Here is a 17,070-nt window from a genome sequence, read left to right on the forward strand (position 1 = left end):
TGCCCCATGTCGGAACGTGAAAAAATGCAGTCCGGTCAATGGTATTGCTGTCTGGACCCGGAACTTGATGCCTTACGCGCGCAAGCAAGACGCGCGGTTCACGCGCACAACAATTGCCCACCCGACGCACGCGGCGCGATGGCACCAGAGCTACGTGCCTTGCTGGGTCAAGCAGGCGAAGACTGTTTCCTCGAAGCCCCGTTTCATTGCGCCTATGGGATGAACATTCATCTGGGCAACCGGGTCTACTTCAACGCGGGCTGCATGGTATTGGACACAGCCCCGATACGGATTGGGGACGACTCAATGTTTGGCCCCAATGTCCAGATCTATTGCGCCCAACATGCCAAAGACCCGGCTGAACGGGCGCAAGGGCTGGAAATCGGCTTGCCGGTTACAATAGGCAAACATGTGTGGGTCGGTGGTGGCGCGATATTGTTGCCCGGCATCACTATCGGCGACAATGCCACGATTGGCGCAGGCAGCGTCGTCACCAAAGACGTTCCCGCCGGAGAGACCGTAGTAGGCAATCCCGCCAGAGGCCTGAAACCCTAAGCGCTTTCAGCTTTTTCTTCGAGCATTAGCCATTCTTCCTCAGCAACTGAAAGCTTTTCTTGCCGTTCCACCAAAGCGTCGGTGGCTTTCTGAAACTTGACAGGCTCGCGGGTGAACAGTTCGGGGTCAGACATCAACTCTTCCAGCTTGGCGATCTCGGCCTCCAGGCGCGCGATCTCGGCGGGCAGTCTCTCCAACCTGTGTTTTTCCGAGAAAGACAGACCGGATTTCGGCTTGACCTCTTGCTTGACCTTTGGCTTTGAAGCTTTTGCTTTTTCTTCCTTTTTGCCCGTCACATCACCGCGTTGCGCGATGTAATCCGACCACCCACCGGCATAAACCGTGGCGCGCCCATTGCCCTCCATCGCAATTGTCGTCGTGGCCACACGGTCCAGAAAATCCCGATCGTGGCTGACCAACAGAACCGTGCCGTCGTAATCGTCCAGAAGCTCCTGCAACAAGTCCAGTGTTTCGACATCCAGATCGTTGGTCGGTTCGTCCAGCACCAAAAGGTTCGAGGATTTCGCCATCAGCTTCGCTAGCAACAGCCTTGCTTTTTCGCCACCAGATAAGGATTTCACAGCCGCTCTTGCCTGCCGTTCGTCAAACAGGAATTCCTTGAGATAGCCAACGACGTGCTTGGGCTGTCCGCCCACCATCACCTGATCAGCCTTACCCGACACCCTCATCTCGGGGTCACCGGTCAAACTGTCCCAAAGGGACATCTCGGGATCCAGTTGAGCGCGAGTTTGGTCGAACACAGCGATCTCAAGGTTGGTGCCCAACGAAACCGAACCCTCATCAGGCTCCACCTGTCCCAACAGCATTTTCAGAAGCGTTGTCTTGCCCACCCCATTAGGTCCGACAAAGGCCACACGATCACCGCGCTGCACCAGCAGGTCAAAATTCCGAACAATCTGCTTGTCGTCGAACCCCTTGGCCAAGCCTTTGGCCTCAATCACCTTACGACCCGACTTTGGCCCCGCTTCCAGCGTCATGGCAGCCGAGCCCTGACGTTTGATCTGCGCCGCCTTTTCCGCCCGCAACGCCTGCAAGGCCCGTACCCTGCCCTGATTGCGTTTGCGCCGGGCGCTGATGCCCTCGACCGCCCATTTCGCTTCGGATTTGATCAACCGATTCAACTTGTGACGCTGTTGGTCTTCTTCTTCCCAGACCTTGTCCCGCCAGGACTCAAACGCATCAAAACCCTGCTCCTGCCGTCTGACAGCCCCTCGGTCGATCCAAAGCGTCGCCCGCGTCAGTGCCCGCAAAAATGCCCTGTCGTGCGAGATCAATACAAAAGCCGCACGGGTTGATCCTAGTTCGCGCTCCAGCCACGCGATGGCTTCAATATCCAGATGGTTGGTGGGCTCGTCCAACAACATCAGATCGGGGGCTTCAGCCATCAACTTAGCCAATGCAGCCCGTCGCCGTTCCCCCCCCGAGGCTGTCTCAACAGGGCGAGAAGGATCGAACTTTAGCCCTTCGCCCGCCCGTTCCACCTTGTACAATTCGCCCGGCTCCAACCCGCTTGAGGCATAATCCCCCAGCGTTGCAAACCCTACCATCGTGGGGTCCTGTTCCATGTACCCCACGGATTTTCCCGGCGGCACAACGATCTCACCCTGATCGGCTTCAACCAATCCCGCCATCACTTTCATTAGGGTCGACTTACCCGACCCGTTGCGCCCCACCAGCGCCACGCGGTCACCGGGGTGGACGACCAGATCAAGATCGGAAAACACCGGATCGCCCCCGAAAGTCAGGGAAATGCCGGACATCTGCAACAAAGGAATTCTCGCCATGCCCGCCAGCTAAACCGGCAGTCACACTGCGTCAACGCCCCAGCTTCACCTTTTCGAAAATACTCAAACTACCCGGCCACCGCCCGCAGCAGACGCTTCCGCGCCGGGGGAATCGCCCGGATTTCCAACCCGGTAAAAACGTGCAGCGTGTTCATGTCGCGATCCACAACCGCGTGATCACTGACCCAGCCGCCCATCATCAGATAGGTCCGCAACAAAGGCGGCATTCGTAACATCGCCTGCTTCAGATCCGGCCTGCGCCGCAGACGTGTGGCAAAGCGAAAAACATCCGGTGCCTTCACCCGCGGCAGCCATCGTTTTGGGGCCAGATGACGGTGTTTGAGCATCGCAAACGCGTCCAGGTACTGTTCGGTCTCGGTACCGGCAAAGGACGAACACCCAAACAGCATCTCAACACCGTTCTGATCCACATAAGCAGTCATCGCACCCCACGCGACGCGCAGAATATCGGGATCACTGCAATCGGGGTGGATACAGAAGCGCCCCATCTCGACCATTCGGCCGTTGAAACCCTCAAGCGAACTTAGGTCGTAAAACTGCGCCGAATAGCTGCGCCCGACCTCTCGACCGTGATCCATGCGCATCATACGAAAACAACAGACAATCCGCGCGTCGGTGCGCATATCCTCGACCAGGACGTGGCAACACCGCCCGTCGAACGCATCGCTATCCAACTGCTGAGTGCCAAAGGCTTGTGTGCGCAATGCCTGCGCGGCACTGATGTCTTCAGCCGACTGCGCCAATCGGGCGCGATAGCGCCCTTTGCTCAACAAAACCGCTGTCGCCACGGTCGCATCCTCCGGGGTTGCCGACCCAATGTTGTCGTCATGACCTCGCTAACACAAGACATGTGACCGTCTTGTGACCAACGCAAGTCAGCAGACCGAATTAGTTGGCACCCGGAATGTTAGCCGGGTTGAAGTTACCGATATTGCCAAGCAGCTGACGCAGGAAGCCTTTGTCCTGAACGTTGGAGTCAGTCACACGGCGCTCCAGGGGAATCACGATCCCGTCTTCCAGGCCAAAACGCTCGATGTTTCTGACCACGCCACGTTGGTCAAAGCTGATGGCAACCAGCTCGCGCGATACGACCTCGGGCCGTTTAGGACCATAGTGCCGCACCCGCGAGCGCACGTAGTAAAACCCGGAATCCCGCACAACCCCCGATGCGCCCGGTGCGCCGATGGCTTCTTCCACGCTGTCGCGCGTATCGACGCCAACCTTGATTTCCGCCAGTTCCTCGGCCGGGGGGACATAACCGTGATTCTTGAAGATGGGCGTACAGGCCCCGACCGCAGCCAGACAGGCAACAAACACAAGCGATTTTGTCGCTGGTTTCAACCGGTTCATTACCTTCAACATATGCACCCTCTTGCCTTGGCCTCTTGCGGCTTCTATCCGATTACAGAAACCGCTGCCACGGTTCAACACATAGAAAGGCTCACAAATGAGCAACCTTACATCACTTCGGGTGGCCGATCTGCCTCAGAACGCTCCAACTCCGTTCGATCTGCGCCCTTCTGCCGCTTCGTTAGACGAGATTCGGCAAGATCTGGGATTGCTGGGTTTGCGCAAGCTCAGCTTTGTCGGAGAGGTCCGAGCGCAGGGCAAGCGCGACTGGGTTCTCAACGGCAAACTTGGGGCCACTGTCATCCAGCCCTGCGTCGTCACCCTCGACCCTGTTACAACCCGTATTGATGTCCCGGTTCGTCGCACCTTTCTGTCCGATTGGACCGATCCTGATGAACCCGAGTTCGAGATCCCCGAAGATGACGAATCCGAACCGCTGGGTCCCGAGATTGATCCGGCACTGGTCATGGTCGAGGCGCTGGCGCTGGCATTACCGCAATATCCACGCAAGGACGGGGCAGAACTGGGCCAGGTCGACTATACAGAGCCAGGCAAACAGGCCATGACCGACGAAGACGTCAAGCCATTTGCCGGATTGGCGGGTTTGCGCGACGCGCTGAAAAAAGACGAGTGACAGGGGGCTGATTTCCTGTCATAGCAGGCGGCCAGAAAAATCGCTTGAACATGACGAGAATCGCAGTATTTTCGCGCGCTCATCGGATTTTGGGTTGGACATTGCGGGGCTGGTCGCCTAAACGCGCGTCAAACCACGATAAAACGAAATATGAAACCCGGTCGGCGGCGAATCTGCTGACCCTCAGTAGACAAAGGTTGAGACCATGGCCGTCCAACAGAACAAAGTTTCCAAGTCGCGTCGCAACAACCGCCGCGCACACGACGCTCTGGTTGCTGCAAACCCGAACGAATGCCCGAACTGTGGCGAGCTGAAGCGCCCGCACCACGTTTGCGCATCCTGCGGCCACTATGATGATCGTGAAGTCGTCGCACAGGCCGACGAAATCGACCTGGACGAAGACGCAGCCTAAGCCTGATTGAGCGCAGGCCGAGGCATGACTGAACAGCCCACGCACGCCGGACGGATCACCATCTCGGTCGACGCCATGGGTGGGGACGAAGGTCCCGCAGTTGTTGTTGCCGGTCTGGCAAAGTCGGCTGACAAGAACCCGGATATTGGGTTCTTGCTGCACGGTCCCGAGCAGGTCCTGCGAAAGCTAGTCGCAAAACGGCGTGTCCTTGAGGGGCGCGTCGTTTTTCGTGATTGTCCGGACGTCGTCACGATGGAGGACAAGCCCAGCCAGGTTGTGCGCAACGGCAAGCAAACTTCGATGTGGTCCACGCTTGAGGCAGTGCGCCAGGGCGAGGCACATGGTGCGGTGTCCTGTGGAAACACCGGTGCGCTGATGGCGCTGTCGATGATGCGCCTGCGTAAACTGCCGGGTGTGAACCGCCCGGCCATTGCGATTCTGTGGCCTTCGCGCAACCCTCAGGGGTTCAACGTGATGCTCGACGTGGGCGCAGACGTCCGCGCCGACGCCAAGGATTTGTTGCAATATGCCCTGATGGGCGCTTCGTATGCGCGCAATGGCATGGCGCTTGCACGGCCCCGGATTGGGTTGCTGAACGTCGGCACCGAAGAACACAAAGGTCGCGCCGAGCTGAAAGAAGCGCACGCAATGATCACCGAGTTTGCAGAGCAGGCAAATTTCGAGTTTGTGGGCTTTGTCGAAGGCAGCGATATTCCGGGCGATAAGGCAGATGTCATTGTCACGGATGGGTTTACGGGTAATGTTGCGATCAAAACCGGTGAGGGCACAGCCAGCCTAATCGGTGACCTGCTGCGCCAGGCTTTCAAGTATTCTCCGCTGTCCCGGCTGGCGTCAATTCTGGCGATCACCTCGCTAAACCGTCTGAAGAAACGGATCGACCCAAGGCGTGTGAATGGCGGCGTCTTTCTTGGGCTGAACGGCACCGTGGTGAAATCTCATGGCGGCGCAGACGCGACCGGCGTGTCGGCTGCAATCAAGCTGGCCTTTACGCTGGCGCAATCGGGCTTTTCCGAAAAATTGGCCGCGCGGGTTGCATCCACAGCCCAGCTTGCACAAGATGCCGCGCAAGCTGCGCCGCAGACCGAAAAATAATCAAAAAGGCAGTACCCCAACATGGCAGGCCGTTCAGTTGTAGTAGGTGTCGGGCATTATTTGCCGGAACGCATTGTTCCCAATTCCGAGTTTGAGAAAACGCTGGACACAACCGACGAATGGATCCGAACGCGATCGGGTATTGAGCGGCGCCATTTCGCAGCCGAGGGCGAAACGACCTCGGATCTGGCGACAAAAGCAGCCGAGGCGGCCTTGGCAGATGCCGATTTGAGTGCGGATGACATTGACGCCATCGTCGTAGCGACATCGACAGCTGATCTGACCTTCCCGTCTGCGGCAACCATGGTTCAGGCCCGGCTTGGCATGAACAAGGGGTTTGCCTTTGACGTACAAGCCGTATGCGCGGGATTCGTTTTTGCACTTTCCAACGCAAATGCGCTGATTGTTTCGGGTCAGGCCAAACGCGTGCTGGTTATCGGCGCCGAGACGTTCTCTCGGATCATGGACTGGACGGATCGCTCCACGTGTGTCCTGTTCGGCGACGGAGCCGGAGCGTTGGTGTTGGAAGCTCAGGAAGGCAACGGCACTTCGGAAGATCGCGGCATTCTGGCAACCGATCTGAACTCGGATGGTCGCTATAAAGATCTGCTGTATGTCGACGGCGGTGTATCAACGCAATCCACCGGGCATTTGCGTATGCAAGGCAACCAGGTGTTCCGCCATGCTGTTGAAAAACTTACAAAAACTGCTGAAACTGCGCTCGAACGCGCGGGTCTGGGCAACTCGGACGTAGACTGGATCGTGCCGCATCAGGCCAATATCCGCATCATTCAGGGCACCGCCAAGAAAATGGGCCTGCCTATGGAGAACGTCGTGGTGACGGTTCAGGATCATGGCAACACCTCGGCCGCATCGATTCCGCTGGCCCTTTCGGTGGGCAAACAGCGTGGGCAGATCAAGCCTGGCGACCTGATCGTGACCGAAGCCATTGGCGGCGGCTTGGCATGGGGCGCGGTTGTTCTGCGCTGGTAACCGGCGCAAACCGGCTTACACAGCCGCCCGCAATTCATTGATATTGACAGCGAATTTGCCATACCCATATGCTTTGATATCAACAGGGGAAATGGCATGGGCGATAAAACACTGACTCGAATGGATCTGAGCGAAGCCGTCTTTCGCGAGGTTGGGCTTTCACGAAACGAAAGCGCACAGCTGGTTGAAAGTGTTCTGAACCACATGTCTGACGCTCTGGTGCGCGGTGAGCAGGTCAAGATTTCGTCCTTCGGCACGTTCAGTGTACGCGACAAGACCGCCCGTGTTGGTCGCAATCCCAAAACCGGTGAAGAAGTTCCAATTCAGCCGCGTCGCGTGCTGACCTTCCGTCCGTCGCATCTGATGAAAGATCGCGTCGCTGCCGGGAATCGCAAGTAACCCCGAGGTCGCGCGGATATGAGCAAGTCTCCCGACGCGTTTCGCACTATTAGTGAAGTTGCGGATTGGCTTGGCGTACAGGCCCATGTTCTGCGTTTCTGGGAAAGCCGGTTCACGCAGGTGAAACCCGTCAAACGGGCGGGTGGACGCCGGTATTACCGCCCCAATGACATGCGGCTTCTGGGCGGGATCAAAAAACTGCTCCATGAAGACGGAATCACCATAAAAGGCGTGCAGCGAATTCTGCGTGAGCAAGGCGTGGCGCATGTTGCGTCGCTGTCTCCGTCGCTAGAGGAACATTCCCCCGCCCCGGCTGAGCCCGTGGAAGACACCGTGGTGCCGTTTGAGCCGAAAACTGCGCCAGTCACGGAACAGATCCACATGGATTTGGGCGAACCATCCGAGCCGTTGGTGAAAGAGGATGCTCAGATCAACGACGCGCCAACCGCTAACGCAAAACCAGTCGCGGAGCCTGAGCTTGATGCCGCCCCTTTGATGGGGGGAATCACCTCATTGGCGTGGAACCGAGCAGAGTTTGACGACGATCTGCTGCGCCGCATCGCTCCGATTGCAAAAGACCTGCGCCACTGGCTGGATCGTGTCGAGACACAGGCGACGGGTTAGGAAAAAAGGCATTGTTTTCCTCTTGCCCCTGCCGGGAAAATCTTTATGAACACCCCAACGTCGGGCTATGGCGCAGCCTGGTAGCGCGTCCGTCTGGGGGACGGAAGGTCGCAGGTTCGAGTCCTGCTAGCCCGACCAAATCACACCGACGTTTATGGCACACAGGCCAGATCCCGCTCTGGCACCAGAGGGGATCGAGATGACAGGTGTATGCCCAAACCAGCAGATCGAAGCGATGATCACGCGTGGCGAGATCACCGCCAGCCCGGACGTTCTGCCTGCACAGATTCAACCGGCAAGCCTTGATTTTCGTTTGGGAACAGTTGCTTACCGCGTCCGCGCCTCGTTCCTTGCGGGTGAAGGCCGCAGTGTCGCGGATCGATTGACCGAGTTCGAGATGCACCGCATCGACATCACCGACGGGGCGGTTCTGGAAAAAGGCTGCGTTTATCTGGTGCCGCTGATGGAATCGCTCGCCCTGCCCGACGACATGAGCGCTGTCGCCAATGCCAAAAGCTCGACCGGGCGGCTGGACCTTCTGACCCGGACCATCACCGATGGTGGCACCGAATTTGACAGGGTTCCCGCAGGTTACTCGGGTCCGCTTTATGCGGAAATCTGCCCGCGCTCGTTCTCGGTACTGGTGCGCCCCGGAATGCGCCTCAACCAGATTCGCTTCCGTCAGGGTCAGGCGGTTCTTTCAGACGATGAACTGAAGTCTCTGCACGCCGAGTCTCCATTGGTTGACGGACCTGCTGTTATTCAGGACGGTCTCGGCTTCTCGGTCGATCTGCAACTGCCTGACACTGATCTGGTCGGCTACCGCGCCAAGCCCCACACCGGGGTGATTGATCTGGATCGTATCGGCGAATACGACCCGCAGGATTATTGGGAGGAAGTGCGTACCAAGGACGGTTGTATCATCCTTGATCCCGGCGCGTTCTATATCCTTGTCAGTCGCGAAGCAGTGCATATTCCGCCGATGTACGCCGCTGAAATGGCCCCCTATCTGGCAATGGTTGGTGAATTCCGGGTGCACTACGCCGGTTTCTTTGACCCCGGCTTCGGTCACGCCGCTGCGGGTGGAGCTGGATCGCGCGGTGTTTTAGAGGTTCGCTGCCACGAAGCACCTTTTGTGCTAGAGCACGGGCAAGTTGTCGGGCGTCTGGTCTATGAGAAAATGGCCGACATGCCGACGCAATTGTACGGCGCGGGCATTGCATCAAACTATCAGGGTCAGGGCCTGAAATTGTCCAAGCACTTCAAGGCGGTTGGGTAAGCTCTAGAATTTCATGAACCGGCGCATCTGCCGGCTCATCTTTTCTGCCTGCCGTAGCTTTTGGGCATGATCAGATGAATTGGCGTGCTTTGGCCCCTTCGATGAACCGTCGCCCTTGCCCATGCGACTGGCCGTATCAATGCCCTTGTTCACGCCTTTGTTCACCAGTCGCCGCATGACCTGACGCACGATCATATCAATGATCCGATTTGCATTCATTGCTCAACTCCCTGTCCTCGCGGCTTAAGATAGGCGTTTTATGCGGCAACAAAAGGGCTGCGTAGTCACTCTTCCTCGAACAGCTCGGTCTGATCTTCGTCGGCCTCATCCTCGCGCCCTTCACCCAGCGGAATGGCACCCGGTGGAGGCCGGTTTTCAAGAAGACCCGCCGCCCGAAGTTCTTTCAGGCCCGGCAGGTCACGCGCGTTTTCCAGTCCAAAGTGATCCAGGAATTCTGGCGTTACCACAAAGGTCACAGGACGGCCCGGCGTCATACGGCGACGGCCCAGTTTGATCCACTCCATCTCCAAGAGCTGATCAATGGTTCCGCGCGAAACAGAAACGCCACGGATTTCCTCAATCTCGGCCCGTGTACAGGGCTGATGATAAGCCACTATGGCCAGAGTTTCGATCGCGGCGCGGCTGAGTTTGCGGGTTTCGACCGTTTCCTTCTGCATCAGAAAACCCAAATCAGGCGCCGTGCGGATGGCCCAAGCCTCACCGACACGCACAATACGCACGCCACGGCCCTCATAACGTTTCTGAAGTAATTCAACCGCTTGCGCCGCGTCGCTGCCATGGGGCATCCGGGCTTCCAGATCTGCTATTGTCACCGGTTCAGAACTAGCGAAAAGAACAGCCTCGACCATGCGTTCCTGTTCCGCCAGCGGAGGTGCTTCGAACAGTGTACCGGTTTCTTCAGGGGCGTCAGTCACGTGTCTCGGTCCTCTTTCGCAGATGGATCGGAGCGAATGTCTCGCTCTGTTTCATCTCCATATGTCCTTCTTTCACCAGCTCTAACGAGGCCGCAAAAGTTGCCGCCGTCGCAGACCTGCGGCGCACCGGGTCGGCGTCCCAGCCCTCCGGCAGGTACGTCTCCATGTCGGTCCACGCTCCGGCAAAGCCAATCAACGGGCGCATCCGTTCCAGCGCTTGTTCCATCGTGAAGACCGAGTCGCGATCCATCACAAAGGGGCGGAATTCATCCCGTGTGCGGATACGGGCATAGCCCTGCATCAGATCCAGAAGGGTGGCGGAATAGGTCACGGTGCGGATACGGGTGATATCTTCGCCCTGCCCGCGCTTGAAGAAATCGCGGCCCAACTGATCGCGCGCCATCAATCGCGCTGCAGCGTCGCGCATGGCCTGTAGGCGTTCCAGTTGAAACGCCAGATGCGCGGCCAGTTCCTCGCCCGATGGCCCCTCGTCATCGGGGTCCGGAGGTAACAGCAACCGGGATTTGAGAAAGGCCAGCCAGGCGGCCATGACCAGATAGTCAGCAGCCAGTTCGATCCGCAGCGCACGGGCCTTTTCAACAAAAGCCAGGTATTGCTGCGCCAGTGCCAGAACCGAGATTTTCCTCAGATCCACCTTTTGCGTCCGCGACAGGGTCAGCAGCACATCAAGAGGGCCTTCGAACCCATCGACGTCAACGATCAGTGCTTCGGCCGCAAGACGATCCGCGACCGAGACAGGGTCTTCGCTAAAGAGGTTATCGTTCATATACCTGCCCGCCCATTAGGGCAGATAGTTCCGCTTCGGCGGCAGGGATGTCAAGTTGCTGCGGAGGTTTGCGCATCGCCAGCGCCCGTTCTGCGCGGGCTTGTGCCTGATCGGTCATCTCTCCGGCGGCTTCCATCACTGCGGCACGGTCTGCAAAACTGCCATTACAGTGCAGAACAACATCACATCCCGCCTGAATGGCCTGACGTGACACATCAGCCGGAGTGCCGCTCAGCGCTTTCATCCCGATATCGTCGGTCATGATCAGCCCACCAAAGCCGATCTTGTCGCGGATCACACCCATCATGGTGGCTGAAATCGTGGCCGGTTGGGGATCTATCTGATCGTAGACCAAATGCGCGGTCATCCCCATTGGCAAATCGTTCAGTGCACGAAACGGCGCGAAATCACTGCTGTCCAATTCGTCCAATGACAGATCGACATGCGGCAAGTCGTAGTGGCTGTCCAGCGTGGAGCGGCCATGTCCGGGCATGTGTTTGACCACAGGAAGAACGCCCCCGTCCAAGTGCCCTTTTGCAACGGCTCGACCAACCTTGGAAATCTGTTCAGGATCAGAAGCATAGCAGCGATTCTTGAGAAAAGCGTGCGTATCGGACCGCGCCACATCGACCATGGGGGCGCAGTTGCTGTCGATACCCAGGCTGAACAGTTCGTCCGCAATCAGGCGATAGCGCAGATACATCGCACGCTCGGCCTGATCGCCTGCACGCGTAACGTGATCCAACGGTGGCAGCCATTCGCGGGCCAAAGGTGCGCGCAAGCGCTGCACGCGCCCGCCTTCCTGATCAATGGTGATCGGGCAATTGCGCCCGACCGCCTCGCGGAAGTCGTCGCACAGGGCGCGGACCTGATCGGCGTTTTCGATGTTGCGGGCAAACAGGATGAACCCGAACGGGTTCATCTGGCGGAACAAGTCTCTTTCCTCCTGCGTCAGACGCAGTCCTTCGGCATCGGTGATCGTTGCGCCAAATTTCACCGCACGGCCACCGGAATACAATCAGCCCCTTGCGCCACCAGCGCGGCACAGAACTGGCGCGAGTCGCTCAGGTCTTCAAATCCCAGAACGCGCAGGCGGTAAAAGGTTCGACCGCCGCTTGAGGTTTTCTGGATAACGCGCTGTTTACCGTCCATGTATTCACCGAACCGACCGCTCAGGCGATCCCATTCAGCCTGCGCCACCTGAGTGCTGTCATAGGCCCCAAGCTGCGCCAGACGCGTGCCTTTGGCCAGCGTGTCGGGATCGACATCCAGCCCAGCCGCAGCCTTCACGGCAGCATTGATCGCACCCTCAGACGCCTCACTGGGTGAGATCTGACTGCGCGCAGGGCGTTTGACCGGGCGCAATGACCTGCGGACCCCCGGCAACTCGGCAATGGCCGGATCTGGCAAGGCCGCAGCAAAATCGGCGGGATCAATAGCCGGTTCTTCCTCGGGCGTGGCCAGCGACGCCACTTGTGTCCCGTCTTCAAATTCCTGCTGGGTCTTGGCCGCCTCACCCGCCAGTTCAGCCACCAGCGCGTCCACCGCGCTTTGGCGCAGACGCGCAGCTTCCTGGGTGGTGATCGGCTCTTCGACAACATGCAGTGCCGGGGTCGGCTTCAGGTCGCCGCCGGGCAGGTCTTCGTCCGTCAAAGATACTGGTCGTGGCGCAAGGATCAGCCGATCTGCGGGGGCTGCAGCGGTACCTTCAGCGGCAACGGCATTGACGGCCAGCCCCTGGTGATCCGCAGGGGTTCCACCCGGATTTTCCGGTTGGATGCGCATCGGGCCTTCGGCCGCACGCACCACGGGCACGCCGCTCACATCCCGCATGACCAGTTGATAGCCCCATACGCCAACACCCGCGACCAACGCCAAGGACGCGACGGCGCCAAGAACATTTACGATCCGGCCCAGCCCATACGTGCCGCGCGGTGCGTCATAATCTTGCATATCATCGGGGTAATCATACGCATCCTCAGAATACGCTTGATTCGGGTAATGCATCTGCTCGGGGCTTTGCTGCCCCGAGTAATCGTAACTCGCCATGTCCGCCTCACTGCCCGTTTCGCGCCTGAAAATAAGGCGCGCGGGTCATTTCTTGCCTACCTCGTACCGGCGGTTCGGGCGATATTTGTTACCGCATCTCCTGCGCCGGAGTAACGCCAAGAATACCCAAGCCCGCTGAAATCACAACAGAAACGGCACGGGCCAATGCGATTTTCGACTGGCTTGTGGCAACATCGCCATCCTGTATGAAACGCAACTGGGTTTCGTCATTGCCCTTGTTCCACAGCGCATGGAAGTCGCCCGCGAGTTCATAGAGATAGAAGGCAACACGGTGCGGTTCATTGGTGCGCGCAGCAATTTCCACCAGACGCGGCCATTCGGCCAGCTTCTTGGCCACAGTCAGTTCTGAGGCGTGATCATTCTTGCTCAGATCAGCACCGGAGAGGGTCGCGTCATCTGCGGCAATCCCGGCTTCAGCAGCACGGCGCAGAACGCTCATCACACGGGCATGAGCGTATTGCACATAGAACACGGGGTTTTCCCGGCTCTGTTCCAACACCTTGTCAAAATCGAAATCCAAGGGCGCGTCGTTCTTGCGGGTCAGCATCACGAAACGGGTCACGTCCGGCCCCACCTGATCGACCACATCGCGCAAGGTGACAAAGTTCCCCGCCCGTTTGGACATTTTGAATGGCTCACCATTCTTCCACAGCTTCACCAACTGCGTCAGCTTGATATCCAGTGGCACTTTGCCGTCGGACAGTGCCGATACAGCCGCCTTCATCCGTTTGACATAACCGCCATGGTCGGCACCGAACACGTCGATCAGCGCGTCAAAGCCACGGCTGACCTTGTCATAGTGATAGGCGATATCCGGGGCGAAATAGGTCCAGCTGCCATCCGATTTCTTGACCGGACGGTCCACGTCATCACCATGCTCGGTCGACTTGAACAGGGTCTGCTCGCGCGGCTCCCAATCCTCGGGCTTCTTGCCCTTCGGCGGCTCAAGGACGCCTTCGTAGATCAAACCTTTGTCGGTCAGCGACTGAAGTGCCGCCTCAATCCGCCCTGTGCCATAGAGCGATTTTTCCGAGAAGAACACATCCATCTCAACGCCCAACGCCTTCAGGTCAGCGCGGATCAGGTCCATCATCGCGTCCGTGGCGAAGTTGCGCAGATCCTCCAGCCATTCGCTTTCCGCCTTGTCGATCAGGCTGTCGCCGTATTTCTCTTTCAGCGCCTTACCAATTGGGATCAAGTAGTCACCGGGATACAGACCCTCGGCAATCTCGGGGCTCAGACCATTGGCCTCGCGATACCGCTCATAGGCGGACCGCGCCAACACATCCACCTGTGCGCCGCCGTCGTTGATATAGTACTCGCGGATAACGTCGTGGCCGGAATAGGCCAACAGGCTTGCCAAAGCATCGCCGAACACCGCCCCCCGCGTATGGCCCACATGCAGCGGGCCGGTGGGGTTGGCCGAGACATATTCCACGTTGACCTTCTGCCCCTGCCCCATGGATGAGCGGCCATAGTCGGTGCCTTTTTCCAAAACCGCGGCCAGTACACCCTGCCAAACTGAAGCTGCGAGCCGGAGGTTGAGGAATCCGGGACCAGCCACTTCGGCGCTGGTGATCCGGTCATCCGCTGCTAGCTTCCCAGCCAGCACATCAGCGATATCCCGAGGCTTCATCTTGGCCGGTTTCGCAAGCACCATCGCAGCGTTGGTCGCCATGTCACCATGCGCGGCATCACGCGGGGGTTCGACCGCCACGTTGTCAAAGCTCAACCCCTCGGGCAAAGCGCCTTCGGACTGCATCTGCGTCAGTGCGTCCAGTACCAGGCCGCGGATCTCGGAAAACAGGTTCATTTCGGATGTCCTTTTGCTTGCCGGGCGGTTTAACACGCAAAGCGGCAAGGTCAATGGACGCCTAATGTTTAAGCTTGGTTTGAGCGTAAACCTCGCTACTCTCGGCCTGATCACAACGACCGGAGACACACATGCGCCGTGCCTTGCCTTTTGCCTTGCTTCTAACGACAGCTATTCCCGCTCTGGCCGATCTGCCCCAGCCGCAAGGCCATGTGTTGCTGACGCTGGGCGGCGCTGTCAGCGAAACAAACCTGCCAGCACGCGGTGAGAATGACGGCGGCTTGCTGGGATACCTCGAAGTCACACATGACGGCGCTGCCGGATTTGATGCGGCCATGCTGGATACGCTGCAACAGATTGAAATCACCATCCCTTACGGCCCTCCGGGCAATCAACGAGATTATACGTTCTCAGGCCCCCTTCTTTCTGAAGTCATGATCATGGCTGGTGCCGAAGGTAAATCAGCGCTGCCGATGGCTTTGGACGGGTATCAGGCCGAAATCGCGTGGGACAGCATCACCACCCATAAACCAATCATCGCTACGCACGCCGATGGTTCACCCATGGGGATCGGAGGGTACGGCCCCACGATGATCGTATTCCCGCCAACAGACGACGCTGACCAATCGGCGGAACAAGCGGGGCAGCAAGTCTGGGCCATAGCTTACATCGCTGTAGAGTGATCAGCCCGTCAGCCGGGCGTGATCCTGCAGAGCAAACCGGTCGGTCATACCCGCAATGTAGTCCGAAACAATACGCGCCAAGGCGGTCTCATCCTTGGCAGCTTCAATGTCATTGTGCCAGCGCGCAGGCATCTGTTTCGGATCATTCAGATAAATGGGGAACAGGTCCTCAACAATCGTTGCGACTTCGGCCCGGACCTTCATGACACTTGGGGCACGATACATCCGAGTAAACAGAAACGCCCTGATTTCGCGAAGTTGCGCCCAAACCCCGTCTGAAAACTGTATGACCGGATAGCCAAGATGTCGGATAACCTCGACAGACTGCGCCCCCGAGTTTTCAATCAGGTCACGGGACGTGTTGATAACGTCAGACACCATAACGCCAAACACACGCCGCAGCGCTTCGTGACGACGCCGATACGGGTCAAGGTTTGGGTACTTTGCGTCCACTTCCGCATAGCACTGCCCAACAATGGGCATGTCGCGTAGATCATCGTCTTTGAACAACCCTGCCCGTAGCCCATCCAGCAAGTCATGATTGTTGTACGCGATGTCGTCAGACAGCGCTGCCACCTGCGCCTCGGCGCTGGCATGGGTGTGGAGTTCAAGGTCAAAGCCATGATTGCATTCGGCCAATGCCCAGGGCAAATCACCCACAACCGGGCCGTTATGTTTGGCGATCCCTTCCAGACATTCCCATGTCAGGTTGCAGCCGTCGAACTCGGCGTAGTGACGTTCTAACCGCGTCACAATCCGAATGGCCTGCGCGTTGTGGTCAAAACCACCGTACGGCTCCATCAACACGTGCAAGGCGTCTTCACCTGTATGACCAAAAGGCGTGTGCCCCAGATCATGCGCCAAAGCCACAGCCTCGGTGAGTTCTGGGTTCAGACCCAACGCCCCGGCGATGGTCCGCGCCACCTGCGCCACTTCTATGGAATGGGTCAGGCGCGTGCGATAGCTGTCGCCCTCATGCTCGACAAAGACCTGTGTCTTGTGCTTGAGCCGCCGAAATGCGCTGGCATGAATGATCCTGTCCCGGTCGCGTTGAAAGCATGACCGGAAGCTGCTCTCTTCCTCTGGCACCAGCCGCCCTCTTGCGCGGTCCGGATCCGAGGCAAAACTCGCTCTGACCAAAGGTCTAGTCCTTGTCGCCTGTCCTCGAGTTCCATATATTGTAGGATGCTAAGGAAATAAACCTTTGGAGAGCGGCATGAATCTGCCCCCTACAGTCACTGAACGCGCTTTTGAACGTCTGGCCGAAATTGGCGCGGCGGATCAGGGCCAGGCTCTGCGTGTTGCAGTGGAAGGCGGCGGTTGCTCGGGCTTTCAATACGAAATCGCGCTGGACACCCCTAAAGAGGATGACCTGATCCTTGAAGGCAATGGTCAGAAAGTCATTGTTGATGCGATCTCGCTGCCTTTCCTGGAAAATGCGGTCATCGACTTCACCCAAGAGCTGATCGGCGCGCGTTTTGTGATCGACAATCCCAACGCAACCTCTTCCTGTGGATGCGGCACGTCTTTTTCGATGTGAACCCGGTGGGGGCTTTGCCCCCACACCCCCAAGGTATTTCTGGCCAGATGAAGCAGG

The 17,070-nt window shown here is 58.2% G+C and carries 20 protein-coding genes and 1 tRNA gene; 11 read left to right on the plus strand and 10 right to left on the minus strand.

Annotated elements, in window-relative coordinates; translation table 11 throughout:
• Positions 1-6 precede the first annotated feature (6 nt).
• A complete protein-coding gene (locus GS636_RS03060; RefSeq protein ID WP_171668407.1) occupies positions 7-555 on the plus strand; it encodes a sugar O-acetyltransferase in 549 nt (182 codons plus the stop codon).
• On the opposite strand, the gene GS636_RS03065 is transcribed toward GS636_RS03060, so the two are convergent.
• The 3 genes from GS636_RS03065 to GS636_RS03075 form a co-directional block, all read right to left on the minus strand.
• Positions 552-2,360: an ABC-F family ATP-binding cassette domain-containing protein gene (locus GS636_RS03065; RefSeq protein ID WP_253762623.1), complete on the minus strand. Its 1,809-nt coding sequence runs from the start codon at positions 2,358-2,360 to the stop codon at positions 552-554. The genes GS636_RS03060 and GS636_RS03065 overlap by 4 nt on opposite strands.
• A gap of 68 nt (positions 2,361-2,428) precedes the next feature.
• Positions 2,429-3,169 carry a GNAT family N-acyltransferase gene (locus GS636_RS03070; RefSeq protein ID WP_171668408.1) on the minus strand — a complete coding sequence of 247 codons (741 nt, stop codon included), beginning with the start codon at positions 3,167-3,169 and terminating at the stop codon, positions 2,429-2,431.
• 100 nt (positions 3,170-3,269) lie between these two features.
• A complete protein-coding gene (locus tag GS636_RS03075) occupies positions 3,270-3,743 on the minus strand; it encodes an outer membrane protein assembly factor BamE (protein WP_171668409.1) in 474 nt (157 codons plus the stop codon).
• Between the two features lie 85 nt (positions 3,744-3,828).
• Between GS636_RS03075 and GS636_RS03080 the strand changes: the two genes are divergently transcribed.
• From GS636_RS03080 to GS636_RS03115, 8 genes are all read left to right on the plus strand, one after another.
• Positions 3,829-4,365 (plus strand): DUF177 domain-containing protein, encoded by a 537-nt coding sequence (locus GS636_RS03080; protein ID WP_171668410.1) that lies wholly within the window; start codon positions 3,829-3,831, stop codon positions 4,363-4,365.
• 205 nt (positions 4,366-4,570) lie between these two features.
• The gene (gene rpmF / locus GS636_RS03085; protein ID WP_008756996.1) at positions 4,571-4,777 is read left to right on the plus strand and encodes a 50S ribosomal protein L32; all 207 of its coding nucleotides are present in this window, start codon (positions 4,571-4,573) and stop codon (positions 4,775-4,777) included.
• Positions 4,778-4,801: 24 nt separating this feature from the next.
• Entirely contained in the window at positions 4,802-5,890 is a 1,089-nt protein-coding gene (gene plsX / locus GS636_RS03090; protein WP_171090535.1) for a phosphate acyltransferase PlsX, read from the plus strand.
• A gap of 21 nt (positions 5,891-5,911) precedes the next feature.
• The gene (locus GS636_RS03095) at positions 5,912-6,883 is read left to right on the plus strand and encodes a beta-ketoacyl-ACP synthase III (protein ID WP_171668411.1); all 972 of its coding nucleotides are present in this window, start codon (positions 5,912-5,914) and stop codon (positions 6,881-6,883) included.
• 96 nt (positions 6,884-6,979) lie between these two features.
• Complete coding sequence (gene ihfA / locus GS636_RS03100) at positions 6,980-7,282, plus strand: integration host factor subunit alpha (protein WP_152458234.1); 303 nt, start codon at positions 6,980-6,982, stop codon at positions 7,280-7,282.
• An 18-nt stretch (positions 7,283-7,300) separates the two neighbouring features.
• Entirely contained in the window at positions 7,301-7,906 is a 606-nt protein-coding gene (locus GS636_RS03105; protein ID WP_171183577.1) for a MerR family transcriptional regulator, read from the plus strand.
• Positions 7,907-7,967: 61 nt separating this feature from the next.
• A tRNA-Pro gene (locus tag GS636_RS03110) sits at positions 7,968-8,044 on the plus strand.
• A 61-nt stretch (positions 8,045-8,105) separates the two neighbouring features.
• The gene (locus GS636_RS03115; protein WP_171668412.1) at positions 8,106-9,185 is read left to right on the plus strand and encodes a 2'-deoxycytidine 5'-triphosphate deaminase; all 1,080 of its coding nucleotides are present in this window, start codon (positions 8,106-8,108) and stop codon (positions 9,183-9,185) included.
• 3 nt (positions 9,186-9,188) lie between these two features.
• Here the strand turns inward: GS636_RS03115 and GS636_RS03120 are convergent, their stop codons facing one another.
• The 6 genes from GS636_RS03120 to argS form a co-directional block, all read right to left on the minus strand.
• Positions 9,189-9,404: a hypothetical protein gene (locus GS636_RS03120; RefSeq protein WP_171183580.1), complete on the minus strand. Its 216-nt coding sequence runs from the start codon at positions 9,402-9,404 to the stop codon at positions 9,189-9,191.
• A 65-nt stretch (positions 9,405-9,469) separates the two neighbouring features.
• Positions 9,470-10,120, minus strand: coding sequence for an SMC-Scp complex subunit ScpB (gene scpB / locus GS636_RS03125; RefSeq protein ID WP_171183582.1), 651 nt, complete (start codon positions 10,118-10,120; stop codon positions 9,470-9,472).
• Positions 10,113-10,907, minus strand: a complete 795-nt coding sequence (locus tag GS636_RS03130; protein WP_171179786.1) for a ScpA family protein — start codon at positions 10,905-10,907, stop codon at positions 10,113-10,115. Before GS636_RS03130 ends, scpB begins: the two co-directional genes overlap by 8 nt.
• A complete protein-coding gene (gene nagZ / locus GS636_RS03135) occupies positions 10,897-11,904 on the minus strand; it encodes a beta-N-acetylhexosaminidase (RefSeq protein WP_171668413.1) in 1,008 nt (335 codons plus the stop codon). The genes GS636_RS03130 and nagZ overlap by 11 nt, the downstream gene beginning before the upstream one ends.
• Entirely contained in the window at positions 11,901-12,956 is a 1,056-nt protein-coding gene (locus GS636_RS03140; RefSeq protein ID WP_171183587.1) for an SPOR domain-containing protein, read from the minus strand. The genes nagZ and GS636_RS03140 overlap by 4 nt, the downstream gene beginning before the upstream one ends.
• Positions 12,957-13,044: 88 nt before the next feature.
• Complete coding sequence (argS, locus tag GS636_RS03145; RefSeq protein WP_171668414.1) at positions 13,045-14,790, minus strand: arginine--tRNA ligase; 1,746 nt, start codon at positions 14,788-14,790, stop codon at positions 13,045-13,047.
• A 131-nt stretch (positions 14,791-14,921) separates the two neighbouring features.
• On the opposite strand from argS, the gene GS636_RS03150 reads away from it, so the two are divergent.
• On the plus strand, positions 14,922-15,473 hold the full coding sequence (locus GS636_RS03150; RefSeq protein ID WP_171668415.1) for a hypothetical protein: 552 nt from the start codon (positions 14,922-14,924) through the stop codon (positions 15,471-15,473).
• Here GS636_RS03150 and GS636_RS03155 read toward each other — a convergent pair whose 3' ends face one another.
• Positions 15,474-16,613 carry a deoxyguanosinetriphosphate triphosphohydrolase gene (locus GS636_RS03155; protein ID WP_171668416.1) on the minus strand — a complete coding sequence of 380 codons (1,140 nt, stop codon included), beginning with the start codon at positions 16,611-16,613 and terminating at the stop codon, positions 15,474-15,476.
• 76 nt (positions 16,614-16,689) lie between these two features.
• On the opposite strand from GS636_RS03155, the gene GS636_RS03160 reads away from it, so the two are divergent.
• Positions 16,690-17,013, plus strand: a complete 324-nt coding sequence (locus GS636_RS03160) for an iron-sulfur cluster assembly accessory protein (RefSeq protein ID WP_171090564.1) — start codon at positions 16,690-16,692, stop codon at positions 17,011-17,013.
• Positions 17,014-17,070 lie beyond the last annotated feature (57 nt).

This window comes from Ruegeria sp. HKCCD4884 (assembly GCF_013110855.1).
Lineage (GTDB): Bacteria > Pseudomonadota > Alphaproteobacteria > Rhodobacterales > Rhodobacteraceae > Ruegeria.

Excerpts from the sequence above, each read along its gene's own strand:
- GS636_RS03060 (WP_171668407.1), top strand. The coding sequence starts at position 7 with ATGTCGGAACGTGAAAAAATGCAGTCCGGTCAATGGTATTGCTGTCTG.
- GS636_RS03065 (WP_253762623.1), bottom strand. The coding sequence starts at position 2,360 with ATGGCGAGAATTCCTTTGTTGCAGATGTCCGGCATTTCCCTGACTTTC.
- GS636_RS03075 (WP_171668409.1), bottom strand. The coding sequence starts at position 3,743 with ATGTTGAAGGTAATGAACCGGTTGAAACCAGCGACAAAATCGCTTGTG.
- GS636_RS03080 (WP_171668410.1), top strand. The coding sequence starts at position 3,829 with ATGAGCAACCTTACATCACTTCGGGTGGCCGATCTGCCTCAGAACGCT.
- rpmF (WP_008756996.1), top strand. The coding sequence starts at position 4,571 with ATGGCCGTCCAACAGAACAAAGTTTCCAAGTCGCGTCGCAACAACCGC.
- plsX (WP_171090535.1), top strand. The coding sequence starts at position 4,802 with ATGACTGAACAGCCCACGCACGCCGGACGGATCACCATCTCGGTCGAC.
- GS636_RS03095 (WP_171668411.1), top strand. The coding sequence starts at position 5,912 with ATGGCAGGCCGTTCAGTTGTAGTAGGTGTCGGGCATTATTTGCCGGAA.
- ihfA (WP_152458234.1), top strand. The coding sequence starts at position 6,980 with ATGGGCGATAAAACACTGACTCGAATGGATCTGAGCGAAGCCGTCTTT.
- GS636_RS03105 (WP_171183577.1), top strand. The coding sequence starts at position 7,301 with ATGAGCAAGTCTCCCGACGCGTTTCGCACTATTAGTGAAGTTGCGGAT.
- GS636_RS03115 (WP_171668412.1), top strand. The coding sequence starts at position 8,106 with ATGACAGGTGTATGCCCAAACCAGCAGATCGAAGCGATGATCACGCGT.
- GS636_RS03120 (WP_171183580.1), bottom strand. The coding sequence starts at position 9,404 with ATGAATGCAAATCGGATCATTGATATGATCGTGCGTCAGGTCATGCGG.
- GS636_RS03130 (WP_171179786.1), bottom strand. The coding sequence starts at position 10,907 with ATGAACGATAACCTCTTTAGCGAAGACCCTGTCTCGGTCGCGGATCGT.
- GS636_RS03140 (WP_171183587.1), bottom strand. The coding sequence starts at position 12,956 with ATGGCGAGTTACGATTACTCGGGGCAGCAAAGCCCCGAGCAGATGCAT.
- argS (WP_171668414.1), bottom strand. The coding sequence starts at position 14,790 with ATGAACCTGTTTTCCGAGATCCGCGGCCTGGTACTGGACGCACTGACG.
- GS636_RS03150 (WP_171668415.1), top strand. The coding sequence starts at position 14,922 with ATGCGCCGTGCCTTGCCTTTTGCCTTGCTTCTAACGACAGCTATTCCC.
- GS636_RS03160 (WP_171090564.1), top strand. The coding sequence starts at position 16,690 with ATGAATCTGCCCCCTACAGTCACTGAACGCGCTTTTGAACGTCTGGCC.